Source organism: Sedimentibacter sp. (assembly GCF_038562225.1).
Lineage (GTDB): Bacteria > Bacillota > Clostridia > Tissierellales > Sedimentibacteraceae > Sedimentibacter.
In genome coordinates this window covers 964,543-980,825 of sequence record NZ_JBCFAS010000002.1, presented here as the reverse complement: position 1 = coordinate 980,825, position 16,283 = coordinate 964,543, and the positions used below count along the sequence as shown (strand labels likewise).

The window sequence follows — 16,283 nt, the reverse complement described above, 5'->3', positions numbered from 1 at the left end:
GTGAAAACGTTTCTTGAATGTAAATACAATAAGTAATATAATTATATCATCACTTATGAATCGAGGATTATTATGGAGATAAATGATGCCTACATAAGTAAATTTAGAAAATTCTCGAAAGAGAACAAAAGAAACATAATGATCAGAAACAGTATGGCGCTTCTGGCCATAGCAGCACTGGTGCTGCTGAAGTACAGCAATTTTCATATTTATCACTTTGCGGTGGAAATATTTGCAGCTGTGATTTCGTTTTGCATTTTCATTGTTGCCCTGAACACATATCCCATTTCACAGAACGATTTCTTCATGACTTTGGGCATAGGTTATGTCTGTGTGGGCGTGCTGGATCTGCTGCACACATTCTCCTACAGCGACTTAAACGTGTTCGCCAACTCTTCCTCAGATCTGCCTATACAGTTCTGGATGGTTGCAAGGGTAGCGGAACTGGCCACAGTCCTGTACTCAACGTCCTTCATAGACAAAAAAAACAGCAAGTCCAATTACAGCCTCACCGCTGCGGTAGGAATAGCTTATATGGTGCTGGCCATGTCTGCAATCATGAAGTATGATATTCTTCCGGTCTTTAAGGTGGAAGGGCAGGGCCTGACGGCAGCAAAGAAAGCCATCGAATATGCAGTTGCTGCCGGTTTTCTCATAAGTCTCGCAGTGATTTACGGGAAAAGAAAAATGATGGACAGCATAATGTTTGTTTACATAGGAATTTCCATATTGCTGAAGGTCCCCCAAGGCATTTGTTTCACCATGTATCTCGACAAAACCGACACGATCTTTTTCATAGGGCACCTTATAAAGATTGCATCATACTACTTCATGTACAAGGCCATAGTGGAAATCGGCCTGCAGCGTCCCCTGGAAATGCTCATAACTGACCTTGACAATGCAGACAGCTCCATAAAGGAAAAGGAAAGGCAAAGAAAGCTTCTTGAAGAGGCAATCACCGGCAATGAGGCATGCTATGACCTTATCATTGACCATGCGGAGGACGGGATAGCCATAATCAGGGAGGATAGAGTGATATATGCAAATTCAACAGCTGCAACTCTGTTGGGCGCTTCGGATAAATCGGAACTCATAGGCAGGACACCTTATGAATTTCTGGCTGGGGAACACGCGGCAGGCTTGAAGGACAGATTCAGTAAGCTGTTGAAGGAAAAGTCAAGGGTGCCATTTGAAGAAACAGCTATTGCGGCTATTGACGGCAACCCAAGCAGTCTTGAGTTTTCCTACAACTACTTCATATACAGGAAAGTACCGGCCATTCTTGCAATCATCAGGGATATGACTGCCCAAAAGGAAATCAGGTCTCTGAAGAAAGATATCAGTGAAAGTCAGAAAAAACTGATTCAGTCCCAGGAATACAACAGGGTACTGACTGAATTTTTTGCCAACATTTCACATGAGCTTAAGACTCCACTGGCAATCATTCTTGGTACTGTTCAGCTTATATCGCTTAGTAAAGAAGAGCACAAGGGAATCTATAAGGACAAGATCAACTCTTACACAAGCATAATGAAGCAAAACATCTACAGGCTCATAAGGCTTGTGAACAACCTCATAGATACGTCAAAGTACGATTCGGGACACATGAAGCTTAATCTCCACAACTTAGATATTGTAAGCGTTGTGGAGAACATATGCTTGTCCGTGAAGGATTATGTGAACTCAAAGGATATCGCGTTCATGTTCGACACTGATATTGAAGAAAAGATAATGGCTGTGGACGCGGACCAGATTGAGAGAATTGTCCTGAACCTATTGTCAAATGCGGTTAAGTTCACTGACAGAGGAGGAGAAATCCAGGTGAATCTGGAGGATTTGTGTGACAGGGTGCGCATCAGCATTAAGGACACAGGTGTGGGAATTCCGGCTGATATGCAGCAGGTTATATTTGACCGATTTGGCCAAGTGGACAAGACATTCACAAGAAACAGGGAAGGAAGCGGCATCGGACTTTCTCTGGTGAAAACGCTGATTGAAATGCACGGAGGAGAAATAGGCGTCATAAGCAAGCTTGGCGAAGGCAGCAAATTTTCTTTCGAGCTTCCGGTTACATTTATTGAAGAGGAGGAAACAGCTTTCTCTCAGGTGTTTGAAGATAAAGTTGAGAAAATAAACATAGAGTTCTCGGACATTTACGAAAATTAAAAACCGCTTATGCGGTTTTAGTTTTTTATTCATCTGCAAACCGGTATCCGATTCCCACCTCGGTCAGTATGTACCGAGGCTTGGCAGGGTTTTTCTCCAGTTTTCTCCTTATGTTTGCCATGAAAACCCTCAGAGTCTGCATGTCGCTTTCAAGGTATGAACCCCACACTTCCTTGAGAATGTAATTGTGGGTCAGCACCTTGCCTGCATTCTTCACGAGAAGCGTAAGGACGTTGTATTCCATGGGTGTGAAGTGCACTTCCTTTCCTTCCAGCAGGACCACATGTTTTTCCAGGTCTATTTCCAGGTCTGCAACCCTGTATGCTGAAGGTGCTTCTGCCCTGGAATTTCCCTTGTGGCGGAAAACTACCCTTATTCTCGCCAGAAATTCCTTTATGCTGAAAGGCTTTGTCAGATAATCATCGGCTCCCGCATCAAGGGCTTCCACCTTTTCGTTGTCCTGGTCCCTGGAAGACACAACTATTATGGGGACGTCCGAAAAGGATCGGACGCTTTTTATAATGTCGATGCCGTCCATGTCAGGCAGCCCCAAATCCAGCACAATCATGGAAATGTTGTTGGTTGCAATGATATTCATTGCATCTTTTCCTGTGGAAGCTTCAACGCATTCGTAATCCTGAGATCTCAATGAAAAGTTTATGAAGTTGCGTATCTGCTTATCATCCTCAACTATTAAAAATAACAATGTTGCCTCCTATTGTTTTAGATAGAATCTGAAGGTCGCTCCGCCTTCATCGTTGTTTTCAACAAAAATATCTCCGCCGTGGTAGTTTATTATAGCCTTGCATATGGAAAGACCAAGGCCCATGCCCTGCCTTGCATCCTGCATCCGGTTGCTCCCCACGTAGAACATCTTGAAGAGGTTGGGGAGGTCTTTTTCGTCTATACCCAGGCCGTTGTTGTAAACCTCAAACCACACCTTGCCTCCTTCGGGCCATATGGAAACCCTAATTTCATTTTCCGGTGTGGTGTGCTTGATTGCATTGTCAACCAGGTTCATTAGAACCTGTTCAATGAGCTTCCCGTCCATGGGTACGAATAGGACATCATCCGGGAGAATTATGGAAATTTTGTGGTCGGGATAATATTTAGAAGCACGGGCTATGGACGCGGCCACAATTTCTTCCACAGCCTCCTTTTTTATATTAAGTGCCAGTCTTCCTTCCTGAATTCTCGTAAGACTCAGCACATTTTCCACAAGCCTCGTGAGCCATCTTGAATCATCATATATTTCTGACACAAGCCTCAGACTTTCCTTGTCCTCCAAACTGTGGTACAGCATTTCAGAGGCGCCGGTTATTCTTGTAAGAGGTGTCCTCAGGTCATGGGAAATTGATCTTAAAAGGTTGTTCTTGAATCTTTCGTTTTGTGTTTCAGTCTTGGCATTTTCCTTTTCCTCTATGAGGATTTCCCTTTCCATGGCGATAGTAATCTGCATTACCATGGAATCAAACAAAAATTCATTGCTTTTTATCATGTCTTCCAGTTCCAAAGGAAAACATATGTGGCTTATGCACCTGCTGCGTACATTGACAGGAAACGAGCAGCGGTTTTTTAGTATTGTCTCCATCTTGTTAAAGTCTATTTCTTCGCTTTTAACTTCAAGGTTTCCTGACTTTGCAGAAAACATCAGAGGCTTGCTGCAGCTTTCCAGAATGCATAAGATGTCGCATTGCAGAAGGTTTGAAAGGCATTTTGCTGATACCCTCGCTACATCTTTTATTTCGCTTGTTTTTGCCAATGAACTGGTGAGGCTGTATAAAATGTGAGCCTGCCTTTCACGGTCGTCGGTCACTTCCTTAGTGTGTATGAGCTTGCTGGTGAGAGCGCTTGTGAAGACTGCCGAAAGAAGCATTACCACAAAGGTAAAGTAGTAGGATTTGTCTTCAACCTTGAAGGTGTACAGAGGAATGGTGAAAAAAAAGTTGAATGACAGTATGGAAATTACCGAGGCCGCAATTCCGTAAGCGTAACCCTTTGTGTATCTGGAAGTTATCAGCACTGAAAGAAGGTAGATGACGACTATGTTTGCTTCAGTAAATCCCAGATGCTGAACCAGCAGCGACAGCAGAGTGCTGGCTGCACTGAGGGCTATTGTGAGAGCTGACTGCCACGCTGAGTTTGAATGTTTTTTCTTATCAGACGTTAACATTTCATTCCTCCTTTGTTGTTTTGTATAATTATAGTCTTGCAGAAGCAAAATGTAAACAACATTTGGGTAAGGTCATTGTAACGTCTTGCTTTATTTTATCCTGTGACCGGTTTCAATGACGAAAAGCGTGAAAAGCGATGCGGCCAGAGTTGCAGACAGAACTGCTACGGATACTTTAAGGGATGATACAGGCCTCACTGTCTCCTGTCCCTTTTCTTCGATTTCCAGCGAAATTACGTGAATGTCTGACTCGCCGCCGTGCTGCTGGCAGGTTTTGTTGAAGGTGCCGGTTACGTTCAGCATATCTCCCTTGTACTTGTAGCTTCCGTAATGCTGAACTTTTTCTGCATCCTTTTCATCCATCCATATTCCGATGGCGTTTGAGCCGTCATATATATTTATCCAGGCGTGATCGCCGCGTTTCATTTTTTCTCCCACAGCCTCGCCCGTGACTTTGACCGTCTGTTCGTCGAAGTCATCTGCATTTTCAACTAGTTGATTTATTTCAACTAAATCGCCGGCATAGACATATTCAGAAAAGGATACTATCAGTCCGACGACGATGATCAGTGTTTTAATTTGCTTAAGCATGTTTTTTTAATTCCTCCGAAAATATACCCTATGAGAGCAAAGGCTGAAATGAATTCAAGCCTGCCAAGGTACATGGCAACTATATAGAATATCTTCATTGCCGCCGGCATTGATGCTGCCGTGATTCCTATGCTCAGTCCCACGTTTCCGGTTATGGATGCAGATTCAAACGCCGCCCAGGAAAGGGGATAACCGTAGTATGTTCCGAGCATTGTGCCGGCTGCAAAGGTAACTATATAGCAGCATATTATGAGGGCTGATGACTTTACGGCACCGTCTTCCAAGATGTAATCCTTTATGTGGTGAAACTTGTGAAGCCTCATGTTCCTTTCCGAAGACAGTATTTTTTTTATGTCCATGACCAGGCCCTTGAAAACCACTCCAACCCTGAGACCCTTGAAGCCTCCGGCCGTGGAGCAGGCGGAGCCTCCTATGAGCATCACTATTATCAGTATCATGATGCCGAAATCTCCCCATTCCAGCGCAAACTGCCTGGCATAAACTGAACCGAAGCCTGTTGTGGTATGGGCAGAAAGAATATTGAACACAACCCTTCTGAAACCCATGACGGCTCCCGAATACGCATGGATTCTTGATAGCCACATAAGCGCCAAGATGCAGCCTATGAAGGACGTAACGAAGAAGCTCTGCGTCTCGATGTTTTTGTAAATTTCCCTGCTGTTGCCGTGCCAGACTGCATAGTGAAGACCGAAGTTGAAGGACCCCAGTATGAAGATAACAACAGCAACTGTTTCATATGAAGCGCTGTGGTAGTACATGATGTTTTGAGACATAGGCGCAAAACCTCCGGTGCTCCACGATGATTCAAAGATGTAGAGAGCGTGTAAAAATGCGGATACAGGACTTAATCCAATGAGCATTCCGTTTATCCAAAGGGCTGAGGTGCCTATGGCCAGGTATATCATGCTTATTTTCCAGATTTGCCTTGCTGTTCCTTTTACGTTTGGAACAAGCTCCACGTCCTTTCCTTCACCTGCATATATCTTGTATGCTCCTCCGGTTTCTTTCATAAGAAGAGAAAGCGCAAGAACGATCATGCCCTGACCGCCTATGAACGTAAGTAGGTGTCTCCACATGTTCAGTCCGTTTGAAAGATGGTCAAGATCCTGTGTAAGAACCATTCCCGTGGTTGTAAATCCGCTCATGACATCAAAAACCGCATCAAGCATGGATAGGGCGTTGCCGCTGAGCCTGTAGGGTATGGCGCACAGCACTGCAAGCATTATCCATGACAGCGCAGCTACCACAAAACCGTGCTTCCACTGCACATTCACCTTGTTTTTTTTATACCTTATGCCGAAGGCCATGAGGCCAAGACCAGTGACTGTTGAAACAGACATACTTATGATAAAGTCCAGCAGCGGATTCCACTCCCTGAACAAAAGAGATGTGAAAATGGGGACTACCATTAGCATCGTCACTATGAGTATAATGAAGCCTGTGTAATAGCTTATGATACCCAGGCTGTTATTGTTGATTTTTAATGAACTCATTGAATCACCTCATTATGAGAAAAGCTGCTGCAAAGGTAATGGCAATATACGCCCCTATGACAATAAGTTCCTTTGCTATTCCTTTTATTTCAAATTTATTTAAATACATTTTAAAACCTCCGTCTGTGCATCTTCCTTGTTATTTCAGACAACGCAAAACTGTTGGACACTATGAGGATCTTGTCTTTGTCCATGATTTCGGTATCGCCCTTGGGATATATCACGTTGTCGTTCCTCAGTATTGATACGATGACGCACTCTTCCGGCATTACAATATCCTTTATCATTTTGCCGCACCAGGTATTTCCGCTGTCTATGATAAACTCAGCTATAACCATGGAGCCGCGTTCCAGCGTTGAAACTATCCTGTACTGGTTTTTGTCCAGCTCGTATTCTATAAGGTTCGCTATGACCTCGGTGCTGCACACTATGTTGTCGATGCCCAGCGTCTTGAACAGCTGAATGTTCTTGGGGTTGTTTACGCGGGCTATGGTTTTCGCCCCATTGCAGTTGAATTTTGCAATCTGGCATATGACCAGATTTTCCTCATCAGTGCCTGTTACGGCAGCAATTATTTCGGCTTCATCAATTACGGCATCCCGTAGGACATCATAATCCGTCCCGTCGCCGCAAATTACGTCGGACCCTGTGTCTTCCGCTATCTTGAGGCAGGTTTCCCTGTCACGTTCTATTACTACAACGTCATGGTTCTTTTCCAGCAGCGTTCTGAAAAGATTTGAGCCGACCTTTCCTCCGCCTATTATTATTGTTTTCATATTATCGTCCCCCTGGACACCATGTTCAGGAGGGTGTCCATGTTGTTTTTAGGTATGGTGCAGATTATCCTGTCACCCCAGCGGACTGATTGCTCCTTTTGAGGAATCATCCTGTCCTTTCCGCTGATGATGCAGGAAATCAGGCATGAACAGCTTTTTTCAATGCTGTCAACGGTAGTTTTCATGTCCCTGCTTACAAGCACGTCTGCTATTTCAAGATCTTCGCCTATGTCATACACTTCATTGACCTTGTTCAGGCTGAGCATTCTCTTCAGATTGGATATGCCTATGTTGATGGGCTTCAGGGTCTTTATGGCAAGCTTGTCGTAAATGTACTCCTTGCCTGGTTCGTTTACCCGTGCTATGACGTTGGGAACATGGTAGATTTTATCAGCTATGAGGGAAACGGTGATGTTTATGTTGTCGTCGGATGAAACGGCAAGGACTGTGTCGGCCTGTGCAATTCCGGCTTCCGACAGCTTGTCGTTGTCGAATTCTATTCCTTTGAGCCTCAATCCGTTGAATCCGGAGCCCAGAACATTCAGCTTGTTGCTGTCCCTGTCAATTATGCACACGTCGTGGCCTTCGTCTGACAGCTGTCTTGCAAGATTGCTTCCAAGCCTTCCGCAGCCGATTATTATGATATACATTTTATCTCTCTTTTCTTATAGATTTGTTCATTTTTATTAACAACCTGTATTGCTTACCTATGCTAACAGAAAAACCATAAACATTGTATTAAGAATTTAAGCAGGGACATAAATTTTGTATAAAGATTAATCAGACATGTCTATCTGAGATTTCTTGTTGAAACGACACTCAAGATGCTGTATAATAAAATGGAAATAAATAACAGTTTGGAGTTATTATGACGGATATAAACAATGTAGCCTCGGAAGGCGAATCTTCAGACAGCGTTACTAATTACAGGGTTCTGCGAAAACGCAACTATCCCTATGTATACATCTGGATTGTTTACTATGCCTGGGTGGTGGTGTTCACAACCTGGTGGACAGCATCTCCTCTCATCCAGAGCACCTATGGCGTGGATGCAAGAAACATGCTTCACTCGGTGAACCTGATTTCTTCAGCTGTCTTTGTTTTTGTTCTTAAGAGAGAATGGTTCATCACTGCGGCCAGGGCTGGTTCGGTTCTAATTGTGTCAGGCATGGCTGTTTTTTTGCTTTCGAAAAATCCGGCTGTAAATTTGTTCTCATCAGCCTTGACCGGGATATTTCTCGGATTTGTAAACATCAGCATACTTATACCCTTTGTTCTTGTGTTGAACAACACGGAAAAATTCTATGCAGTAGTTGGAAGCAACATTTTAATCAATGTGCTTTCCATCCTTAAGGAAGAATACAACGACTTGTACTTTAAAAACACTGCAGGTGCCGTTATAACCTTTGCAATGCTCATTGCAGGCCTTATTGCTGTTGTGCTGTTTAAAGAGGAAGATGCACAGGTCAATGAACCGTCAAAAGCAGAAATGCCTTCAAGGGTGTACATGACGCTGGTCATCAACTGTATATTCACAGTGCTTTGCAAGGGAATTGCCAAGGGAATGCTTAACTCAGCATCTCTAACCACATCCATGCCTGTAATGAACATATATTACGCAGGAGGTCTGGTGGGATGTCTGTTGTACTTCATTGTTTATAAACGCACGGAAAAAGGCATTCAGCTTTCCTGGAACATTACATTCGGTTCCATAACCATGGGATTTTTGTGCTATTCATTTATTTCCGGCATAGAAGGGCTTATAGGGGCATTCTCCGTGTTTCTGGGAATAGGAAGCACCATGGGCATGATAAACATGTACTACATCCTGGGTGTCATAGGAAAGAAATACCACAGCATGAAGTATGTCAGGATGTCCATACTGTTCATAGGCATATGCGGAGGACTGGCAGGAGTGGTACTGGGCAATCTTGTATATGAGGTAAACGCCTTCAACGTATCAGTGATATCATCCATTGCATCTGCAGGAGTCATGATGCTGTTTCTCATGTTTTCGCCGCTTCTCTCAGAAACGTATTACAGCGACGAATGGGCAGGAGATTCCCAAAAGATAGAAGTCGATAACGAGCACCTTCAAATGTTCAGGAAATATAACCTAAGCAAAAGGGAGACAGAAGTGTGTAAACTTCTCCTTGAAGGGTATACGCTGCGGCAGATATCCGCCATAATGTCTATTGCATATCCCACAGTCAATACATACTGCACATCACTGTACAGGAAGCTTTCCATAAACAGCCGGACGGAACTGTTCATACTATTCAAGGATTATCCCATAAAAAGTAGGTCTCATTAGAACTAATGAGGCCCTTTTTTTATGCTTATTAGAACTAGTGAATGGACTAATGAGCCTTCTTGAGCGAAAATAAGGTAAGCTGCAAAGGAGGTGGCGCCGTGTTTGACAAACTTAAAAAAATATTATCCTCGGGAGGCAAGGAAAGCTACACTAAGATTATAGAAGACGAAGCGTCAGACATGGAAGAGGACAGCAAGCTCAAGGATGTGTCTCAGCTGACGCCCAGGGAATACGAGCTGTACCTGCTGCTGCTTGAAGGCTTTTCACTGAAGGAATGTGCCGAGAAGCTCTCAGTCAAGTATTCAACAGCAAACACCCACATGACTGCCGTTTACAAGAAACTAAAGGTCAACACAAGGGCGGAGCTTATCATTAAGTACAGAAACATAAAAAATCAGGGGGAGATTACGTGAAACGAGCTTGCTGTGAAGCAGGTATGCGGGGAATACTGGCTAAAGGGAGGAGGCGTGTTCAAATATGTGGGGATGAGGGGACCTTTGAAAGTTTGAACGCGCTTAGGGGGTTATTATGATATGAATTTAAAATTTGTTTTGCCATATTATTATAACATAGAACTTATAAGGAGGGAAAAATGAAAAAAATAACAGCTTTACTGATGGCAATGATGCTGCTTTGCCTGCCGGCTGCATTTGCAGTCGAATTACCTGAGGGGGTTCCAACCACCCTCGCAGCTCCGACTATAAGCAACATGGAGCTTTTGAAAAATGAGGACGGCGTTCCGTATTTCCGAATGGAAATAACTGTGCCAAGTTCGATCATTGAACTGGACGAAGCAAGACCAACTGACGGATGGGTTGACGTGGAAATGGAAGGAACATATGGTGAGGGAGAGAATCAAGAACCATTAGCTGACGGAGGCGGGCTTTCTGTATGGGTAAATGAAGAAAATGCCGTACCTGGAAAAGCAAACACATATTATGCAACATTTGATCTGATTGATGAAGGAGGCATGACTGAAACTGACATCAAGGCAAAATCATATTCTTTCAGATACAGATTCTCTTACACCTACTATTACGGCGAAGGACCGGGTGAATGGGATTATGTATACTCTCCATGGTCCAATGAGCTTGCAAACAAATCGGAAAGCTTCTATAAGGACGCCAGTTCCTGGGCCATTCCGGAACTTGACAAAGCCAAGGAAGCAGGATTGATTCCTGCCATACTGGTTGGAGCAGATATGACAAAGCCTATCTCCCGTGAGGAATTTGCAGAGCTTGCTCTCGTCCTGTATGAAAAGACAACTGAAACTTCAGTGCAGCCTGCTGCTTCAAACCCGTTTACAGACACTTCAAATCCTCAGATACTTAAGGCATTAAATATCGGCGTTACCCAGGGTACATCATCAACGACATTTTCGCCTAAGGTTTTGATAAACAGAGAGCAGTGTGCTACCATGCTGTTCAGGACAATAAAGGCAATAGCTCCTGACGGTGACTACACTGTGGAAGGAATAAAGAATTTTCCGGATCAATCTAACATTTCAGAATATGCTGTTCTGCCTACCAAGTATATGTCAAAGCTTGGGATCATCAAGGGGGATGCATCAACAGGAAACTTCATGCCCAAGGCAACAACAACCGTGCAGGAAGCATCCGGCTACGGCATGGCCACAAGGGAGGCTGCTGTTCTGATGTCCGTAAGGACTTACGAAACCATGAAGTAACGGGCATAGCGTCTCATATACTTACCAGGGAACGGTGAAGTACCCTGGTTTTTTTATATAATAGGAAGTCCTTTTTCCTATTATATAAAAACGAGGATTGCAAAGGACGGGACGTCCTTGCCGTTAGGGGGGGTGCGGAGTCAAAAATGCGTAAGCGTTTTTACGCCGAAGGGGGACATAGGTCCCCAAGCGGAGTTGCGGAGCAACTTTTTTCTTTAAAAATAGAAAATTTATACATGATTAATCTTTTGGATTTTGCAGACAATAAATAAAAATTCAAAGGAGGTCAATTATGGAAAATAGTCAGAACACCGTTGATTTGCTGTCGGAAATTTACCGCGGGGCAAAAATGGGCGTTGAAACAATCAACAATCTTTTATCCAAGGTAAATGACAACAAAATTTACGACGAGCTCAAGTACCAGCTCCAAACATATGAAGAGATTGCCAATGAGTCATGCGTGGAGCTTTCCAGAAGAAACAGCGAACCGAAGGACATTTCCCTCATGAACAAGGTGAGTGCTAAAATGAGCGTGGGTATAAACACGCTTATCAGCAACAATCCTTCCCACGTAGCAGACATGCTCATCAAGGGAAATACCATGGGAGTCACTGAAATGACAAAGAACCTTAACTCCGGACAGTGCACTGACAAGGAAATCCAGGCACTTGCCGACAGGTTCATAAAGCTTGAGCAGGACAATATCGACAGGCTCAAAAAGTTCCTGTAATTTCCTTTTGTTGCAGCCGGCTCCAATTGTGCTGATGTTTAAAGTTTTATAATGATGGTATATATAGAATATGGTTTTAATACAATATAGAATATAGAGATTTAAATGCATGCTAATTCTTGAGTTGACGGGTGGTATTATGAAAAGATTTTTTTCAGGTTTATTGAAGTTTTTCAGTTTTATATTGGTCATGCTTTTTGTGTTTGCCGGTTCAGCCTATGGAGGATATCTGTATATTACGCCCTCAAGCACAGTGAGCCTCAAGGGCAGCCCGTCCATCAAGTATACGGTAAATTCCTTCAACAGGGTACTTAGTGTGGAAACCGACAATGAAGGCGATGACATCAGGTACGTGCTGGATGGTCTGAAGCTCAACAACATGAAGATATCCGATGCTCTGCAAAGCACTCTGGGCCAGCTTGCTGAAGAAGGATACATTTCCAGGTATGAAAACCCCGGATTTGTTCTTTCCATTTCGGATGAGGATGAACAAAAGGCCATCAGCCTGGTGGAAAAGCTTAAAAATGATGTGCAGGAATACCTCCAGGTCAGCGGCGTCCTTCAGAATGTGAATATAGAAACAACCGTCAACGTAACCAAAAAGGCAGAATAAAAAGTTCCGAAGAAATTCGGAACTTTCTGTTTAATAACAAGTACATTTAGAACAAATAATTTGGTGAACGAAACTGTGCAGCTATTTCATCACGTTCTGTGGTTTTCCTGCCACAAATGAATTTATGTTGTCAAACACTATTACCGCTCTTTTAACTAAAGCTTCCTTGGTTGCAAAAGCAATGTGAGGAGTAGCTATAAGGTTCTTTGCATGAAGAAGCGGATGATCTTCTGCAATTGGAGGCTCGATTTCAAAAACGTCCACGCCTGCTCCGGCTATTTTTCCTTCGTTAAGGGCATCAGCCAAAGCCTTGCTGTCAACAACAGGTCCCCTAGCTGTGTTTATAAGCACGGCATTTTTCTTCATGAGCGCAATTTTTTCCGCGTTGATCAATCCTTTTGTTGAATCGTTCAAAGGAACGTGCAGCGATACAACATCGCAGGTTGAAAGAAGAGTGTCCAAATCTGTGAACGTAACGCCTTCCATTTCTTTCACTGTCCTTGAATAAGCGAAAACCTCGCAGCCGAACGCCCTGGCAATGGCAGCGACCCTGCTTCCGATTGCGCCTGTTCCAACGATGCCGAATTTCTTTCCTTCAAGCTCGAAGCCCACAAGACCGTCTTTTGTGCCTGATTTTCTCACAACCTCGTTGCATGGAATTATATTTCTGTAAATGGATATGAGAAGACCGAACACTAGGTCGCTTACAGCTGCATTGGAGTAACCGGCGCAGTTGCTCACGACTATGTTTCTTTCTCTGCATGCGTCCATTGCTATGTGGTCAACTCCAGTAAAGGCAACTGCAAGCATTTTAAGATTTTTACATCCCTGTATAACTTCTCTATTTAATGGAAGGTTTGAAACGGCTATTATGTCCGCGTCCTTTCCTCTTTGGATCAATTCATTTGCGTCTGTGGTCCTGTTGTCATAGTATTCAATTTCCAGGGCATTTCCCAGGGCTTCACCAGCCATGCTCAGAAGCTTTTCCTTTTCCACTCCCAATGGTTCAATTATAACTAATTTCATGTTCATACCTTCTTTCATAATGTGTGATTCATTGCCTTAATTATAATAAAGTTTCATATGATTCGTCAATAATTCGATAGAATCAATTTAAGAATCTTGAAAGAAACTCCTTGGTTCTGGGGTTTTGGGGGTTTAAAAAAATTTGCCGGGGAGGACCGTCTTCGGCTATTACCCCCTTGTCCATAAAGACAACCCTCGTTGATACGTCCCTGGCAAAAGCCATCTCATGTGTGACTATTATCATGGTCATGCCTTCACTGACCAGGTTTTTCATGACGCTTAAAACTTCACCAACCATTTCAGGATCCAGCGCGCTGGTGGGTTCATCGAACAACATCATTTCAGGTTCCATTGCCAGAGCCCTGGCAATGGCAACACGCTGCTTCTGTCCGCCGCTTATCTGGGATGGCTTTGCATTTATGTAGGCTGCCATGCCTACCTTCTTAAGGTAGTGGAGGGAAATTTCCCTGGCATGCTTCCTGTCTTTTTTCAGTACGGCGGTAACGCCTATCATGCAGTTTTCCAGAACCGTCATGTTGTTGAAAAGGTTGAAGGACTGAAATACCATGCCCACCTTTGAACGGTAGCTGTTAAGGTCATCAGTGCTGTCGGACACTATTTTCCCTCGATGGAGTATCTCACCGCTTGTAGGTGTTTCAAGCATGTTGATACACCTTAAGAGCGTGGACTTTCCGGAGCCTGATGAACCTATGATGCATATGACTTCACCTTCGTTGGCGGTGAAATCAACGTCCTTCAAAACTTCGTTGTCTCCGAAGGTCTTCACAAGGTGATGTATTTCCATTATTGGATTCAAATTTGACATAAGCCCTCCTATATGGCTTCGATTTCTTTGTATTTTCCCGATTCTTCCTGTGCATATTCTTCACAAAGAACGTAGCTTGAAGGACCGTCAAGCTTAAGTTCCAGAAGCTTTAACAGTTTGGAAACAACAAGCGTCATCACAAGATATACGAGGCATATGATAAAGTACACCTCAAAGTATCTGAAATATGTGGTCGATGCGGACTTGCCGGCCAGAAACAGCTCCGGTACGGCTATGGCGCTTAAAACCGACGTATCCTTTATGTTTGTTATGAGGTTGTTTCCTATCTGAGGAATGATGTTCCTGAAAGATTGCGGAAGCACTATGGAATACATTGTTCTGAAGTGGGTCATGCCCAGGGCTTTGGCTGCCTCTGTCTGCCCCGGGTCTATGGATATTATGCCGCTTCTGACTGTTTCCGCCATGTATGCACCTGTGTTTATGGAAACAACCAGAAGACCTGCGGACATGGAGCTCAAGTCTATGGAAAATACCTGCATAAGACCGTAATATACTATCATGGCCTGCACCATCATCGGCGTTCCTCTGAAAAATTCAATATAGACCGTCAGAAGCTTTTTTACGGTCCAAAGTGCGGCATTTTTAAATTTATTTGTTTTATTATGGGGGATGGTCTGTATAATTCCTACCAGGAAACCTATAATCAATCCAATGAAAGTACCGATGAAAGCTATGAAGAAAGTTATAAAGGCTCCCTTTAAGAACATGGGCGAATATTCATTAAACAGGAAAGGAATCCATCCCCAGAAGGTTGTAGGCAAACTTGATTTCATAATTGTTTCCTCCCTTTGCTGATTAAGACAGCGGTTGAATTTCCAATGCTTTTTTCATCAATTCCTCTTTTTTTGCATCATCCAGTTTGGAAACAACCTTGTTCAGTTCTTCCACCAGCTCGGTGTTTCCTTTCTTAACGGCAATTCCAAAGTCGGTGTCTTCCGAGCTTGTGTCGAAGTCGCCTTCGGACAGGTTAAGAATCACCATGTCAGGGTTGGCCATCTGAGCAGCCAATGCTGTAGGCATGTCAATGACTATTACATCCGTCTTGCCGGACGTAAGGGTTGTGATGGTGGCCGGCGTGGAATCCACAGGCGGTTTTATGTCAGCGTTTTGCAGCTGGTTTTCAATGGTTTCGTACCAGATTGTTGCAACCTGCGAAGTTACCGTCGCACCTGTTAAATCCTTAAGGGACTTGGCATTTTCATACTTGCTTCCCTTCATCGTAACAGCGACTATGTCTGCAACGTAGTATGTATCTGTAAAGTCCACGCTTTCTTTTCTTTTTTCCGTCATAGCCATGCCGGCAACTACGGCATCTATCTTTCCTGAGTTTACAGCCAGAATCAAGCTGTCCCACTCAGTTTTGTATATTTCAACCTCATAACCCAGCTCTTCTGCAATCATCCTGCTGACCATTATGTCGTAGCCGTTGGCATATCCTCCTATTTCGGCTATAGGCAGAGCGCCGTTTTCGTCAGTTGTCTGCGTCCAGTTAAATGGAGCGTACGCGCATTCCATTCCTATTTTCAAAACCTTTTTTTCCGTCTTAGTTTCTGCAGCAGTCTGGGAATCCTTTGCGCCGCATGCTGTCATGGTCAGCACCATGGCGGTGCACAACGATGCAGCCAGTACAGTTGTCATTAATTTTTTTAATTTCATTTTCTCCACTCCTTTGATTCAGTAAAAAAGGCGTCAACTTCCCAAGGAAGCTGACGCCTTTGTCATACCGTTTTTATTTGCTTATTATACTCACACAAAACAGTTGTGTCAATACTTTTTACTTGCAATATAAAATTAAAAAAGGGATTTTTTTATGGAACTGCTTCCATTAATACAAAAGTATATTTTT

Annotated in this window: 16 protein-coding genes; 6 read left to right on the top strand and 10 right to left on the bottom strand. The window is 43.5% G+C overall.

Features of this window, described 5'->3' with window-relative positions:
- The first annotated feature begins 72 nt into the window (after positions 1 to 72).
- On the top strand, positions 73 to 2,166 hold the full coding sequence (locus AAGU76_RS10985) for an MASE3 domain-containing protein (protein ID WP_342485527.1): 2,094 nt from the start codon (positions 73 to 75) through the stop codon (positions 2,164 to 2,166).
- 25 nt (positions 2,167 to 2,191) lie between these two features.
- Here the strand turns inward: AAGU76_RS10985 and AAGU76_RS10980 are convergent, their stop codons facing one another.
- The 6 genes from AAGU76_RS10980 to AAGU76_RS10955 all read right to left on the bottom strand — a co-directional run bounded on the left by AAGU76_RS10980 (position 2,192) and on the right by AAGU76_RS10955 (position 7,870).
- Entirely contained in the window at positions 2,192 to 2,872 is a 681-nt protein-coding gene (locus AAGU76_RS10980; protein ID WP_342485526.1) for a response regulator transcription factor, read from the bottom strand.
- A gap of 9 nt (positions 2,873 to 2,881) precedes the next feature.
- Positions 2,882 to 4,339: a DUF4118 domain-containing protein gene (locus tag AAGU76_RS10975; RefSeq protein ID WP_342485525.1), complete on the bottom strand. Its 1,458-nt coding sequence runs from the start codon at positions 4,337 to 4,339 to the stop codon at positions 2,882 to 2,884.
- A gap of 90 nt (positions 4,340 to 4,429) precedes the next feature.
- Positions 4,430 to 4,930 carry a DNA-binding protein gene (locus AAGU76_RS10970; RefSeq protein WP_342485524.1) on the bottom strand — a complete coding sequence of 167 codons (501 nt, stop codon included), beginning with the start codon at positions 4,928 to 4,930 and terminating at the stop codon, positions 4,430 to 4,432.
- Positions 4,906 to 6,444 (bottom strand): potassium transporter TrkG, encoded by a 1,539-nt coding sequence (locus AAGU76_RS10965; RefSeq protein ID WP_342485523.1) that lies wholly within the window; start codon positions 6,442 to 6,444, stop codon positions 4,906 to 4,908. Before AAGU76_RS10965 ends, AAGU76_RS10970 begins: the two co-directional genes overlap by 25 nt.
- 110 nt (positions 6,445 to 6,554) lie before the next feature.
- Positions 6,555 to 7,220, bottom strand: a complete 666-nt coding sequence (locus AAGU76_RS10960; RefSeq protein ID WP_342485522.1) for an NAD-binding protein — start codon at positions 7,218 to 7,220, stop codon at positions 6,555 to 6,557.
- Positions 7,217 to 7,870: a TrkA family potassium uptake protein gene (locus AAGU76_RS10955; RefSeq protein WP_342485521.1), complete on the bottom strand. Its 654-nt coding sequence runs from the start codon at positions 7,868 to 7,870 to the stop codon at positions 7,217 to 7,219. Before AAGU76_RS10955 ends, AAGU76_RS10960 begins: the two co-directional genes overlap by 4 nt.
- 218 nt (positions 7,871 to 8,088) lie before the next feature.
- Here AAGU76_RS10955 and AAGU76_RS10950 point away from each other — a divergent pair, with 218 nt between their 5' ends.
- From AAGU76_RS10950 to AAGU76_RS10930, 5 genes are all read left to right on the top strand, one after another.
- Positions 8,089 to 9,534 (top strand): LuxR family transcriptional regulator, encoded by a 1,446-nt coding sequence (locus AAGU76_RS10950; protein ID WP_342485520.1) that lies wholly within the window; start codon positions 8,089 to 8,091, stop codon positions 9,532 to 9,534.
- A gap of 98 nt (positions 9,535 to 9,632) precedes the next feature.
- Positions 9,633 to 9,947 (top strand): LuxR C-terminal-related transcriptional regulator, encoded by a 315-nt coding sequence (locus AAGU76_RS10945; protein WP_342485519.1) that lies wholly within the window; start codon positions 9,633 to 9,635, stop codon positions 9,945 to 9,947.
- Between the two features lie 179 nt (positions 9,948 to 10,126).
- On the top strand, positions 10,127 to 11,221 hold the full coding sequence (locus AAGU76_RS10940) for a hypothetical protein (protein ID WP_342485518.1): 1,095 nt from the start codon (positions 10,127 to 10,129) through the stop codon (positions 11,219 to 11,221).
- Positions 11,222 to 11,513: 292 nt separating this feature from the next.
- Positions 11,514 to 11,951 carry a hypothetical protein gene (locus AAGU76_RS10935; RefSeq protein ID WP_342485517.1) on the top strand — a complete coding sequence of 146 codons (438 nt, stop codon included), beginning with the start codon at positions 11,514 to 11,516 and terminating at the stop codon, positions 11,949 to 11,951.
- 139 nt (positions 11,952 to 12,090) lie between these two features.
- Entirely contained in the window at positions 12,091 to 12,564 is a 474-nt protein-coding gene (locus AAGU76_RS10930) for a hypothetical protein (protein ID WP_342485516.1), read from the top strand.
- Between the two features lie 81 nt (positions 12,565 to 12,645).
- Here AAGU76_RS10930 and AAGU76_RS10925 read toward each other — a convergent pair whose 3' ends face one another.
- The 4 genes from AAGU76_RS10925 to AAGU76_RS10910 all read right to left on the bottom strand — a co-directional run bounded on the left by AAGU76_RS10925 (position 12,646) and on the right by AAGU76_RS10910 (position 16,093).
- The gene (locus tag AAGU76_RS10925; RefSeq protein ID WP_342485515.1) at positions 12,646 to 13,590 is read right to left on the bottom strand and encodes a 2-hydroxyacid dehydrogenase; all 945 of its coding nucleotides are present in this window, start codon (positions 13,588 to 13,590) and stop codon (positions 12,646 to 12,648) included.
- A gap of 82 nt (positions 13,591 to 13,672) precedes the next feature.
- A complete protein-coding gene (locus AAGU76_RS10920; protein ID WP_342485514.1) occupies positions 13,673 to 14,416 on the bottom strand; it encodes an amino acid ABC transporter ATP-binding protein in 744 nt (247 codons plus the stop codon).
- Positions 14,417 to 14,424: 8 nt separating this feature from the next.
- Positions 14,425 to 15,210, bottom strand: a complete 786-nt coding sequence (locus AAGU76_RS10915; RefSeq protein WP_342485513.1) for an amino acid ABC transporter permease — start codon at positions 15,208 to 15,210, stop codon at positions 14,425 to 14,427.
- 22 nt (positions 15,211 to 15,232) lie between these two features.
- Entirely contained in the window at positions 15,233 to 16,093 is an 861-nt protein-coding gene (locus tag AAGU76_RS10910; RefSeq protein WP_342485512.1) for a transporter substrate-binding domain-containing protein, read from the bottom strand.
- Positions 16,094 to 16,283 lie beyond the last annotated feature (190 nt).

Bases quoted from the DNA above. Each gene is read 5' to 3' on its own strand.
- AAGU76_RS10950 (WP_342485520.1), top strand. From the start codon at position 8,089: ATGACGGATATAAACAATGTAGCCTCGGAAGGCGAATCTTCAGACAGC.
- AAGU76_RS10930 (WP_342485516.1), top strand. From the start codon at position 12,091: ATGAAAAGATTTTTTTCAGGTTTATTGAAGTTTTTCAGTTTTATATTG.
- AAGU76_RS10935 (WP_342485517.1), top strand. From the start codon at position 11,514: ATGGAAAATAGTCAGAACACCGTTGATTTGCTGTCGGAAATTTACCGC.
- AAGU76_RS10915 (WP_342485513.1), bottom strand. From the start codon at position 15,210: ATGAAATCAAGTTTGCCTACAACCTTCTGGGGATGGATTCCTTTCCTG.
- AAGU76_RS10985 (WP_342485527.1), top strand. From the start codon at position 73: ATGGAGATAAATGATGCCTACATAAGTAAATTTAGAAAATTCTCGAAA.
- AAGU76_RS10940 (WP_342485518.1), top strand. From the start codon at position 10,127: ATGAAAAAAATAACAGCTTTACTGATGGCAATGATGCTGCTTTGCCTG.
- AAGU76_RS10965 (WP_342485523.1), bottom strand. From the start codon at position 6,444: ATGAGTTCATTAAAAATCAACAATAACAGCCTGGGTATCATAAGCTAT.
- AAGU76_RS10910 (WP_342485512.1), bottom strand. From the start codon at position 16,093: ATGAAATTAAAAAAATTAATGACAACTGTACTGGCTGCATCGTTGTGC.
- AAGU76_RS10920 (WP_342485514.1), bottom strand. From the start codon at position 14,416: ATGTCAAATTTGAATCCAATAATGGAAATACATCACCTTGTGAAGACC.
- AAGU76_RS10960 (WP_342485522.1), bottom strand. From the start codon at position 7,220: ATGAAAACAATAATAATAGGCGGAGGAAAGGTCGGCTCAAATCTTTTC.
- AAGU76_RS10975 (WP_342485525.1), bottom strand. From the start codon at position 4,339: ATGTTAACGTCTGATAAGAAAAAACATTCAAACTCAGCGTGGCAGTCA.
- AAGU76_RS10955 (WP_342485521.1), bottom strand. From the start codon at position 7,870: ATGTATATCATAATAATCGGCTGCGGAAGGCTTGGAAGCAATCTTGCA.
- AAGU76_RS10970 (WP_342485524.1), bottom strand. From the start codon at position 4,930: ATGCTTAAGCAAATTAAAACACTGATCATCGTCGTCGGACTGATAGTA.
- AAGU76_RS10925 (WP_342485515.1), bottom strand. From the start codon at position 13,590: ATGAAATTAGTTATAATTGAACCATTGGGAGTGGAAAAGGAAAAGCTT.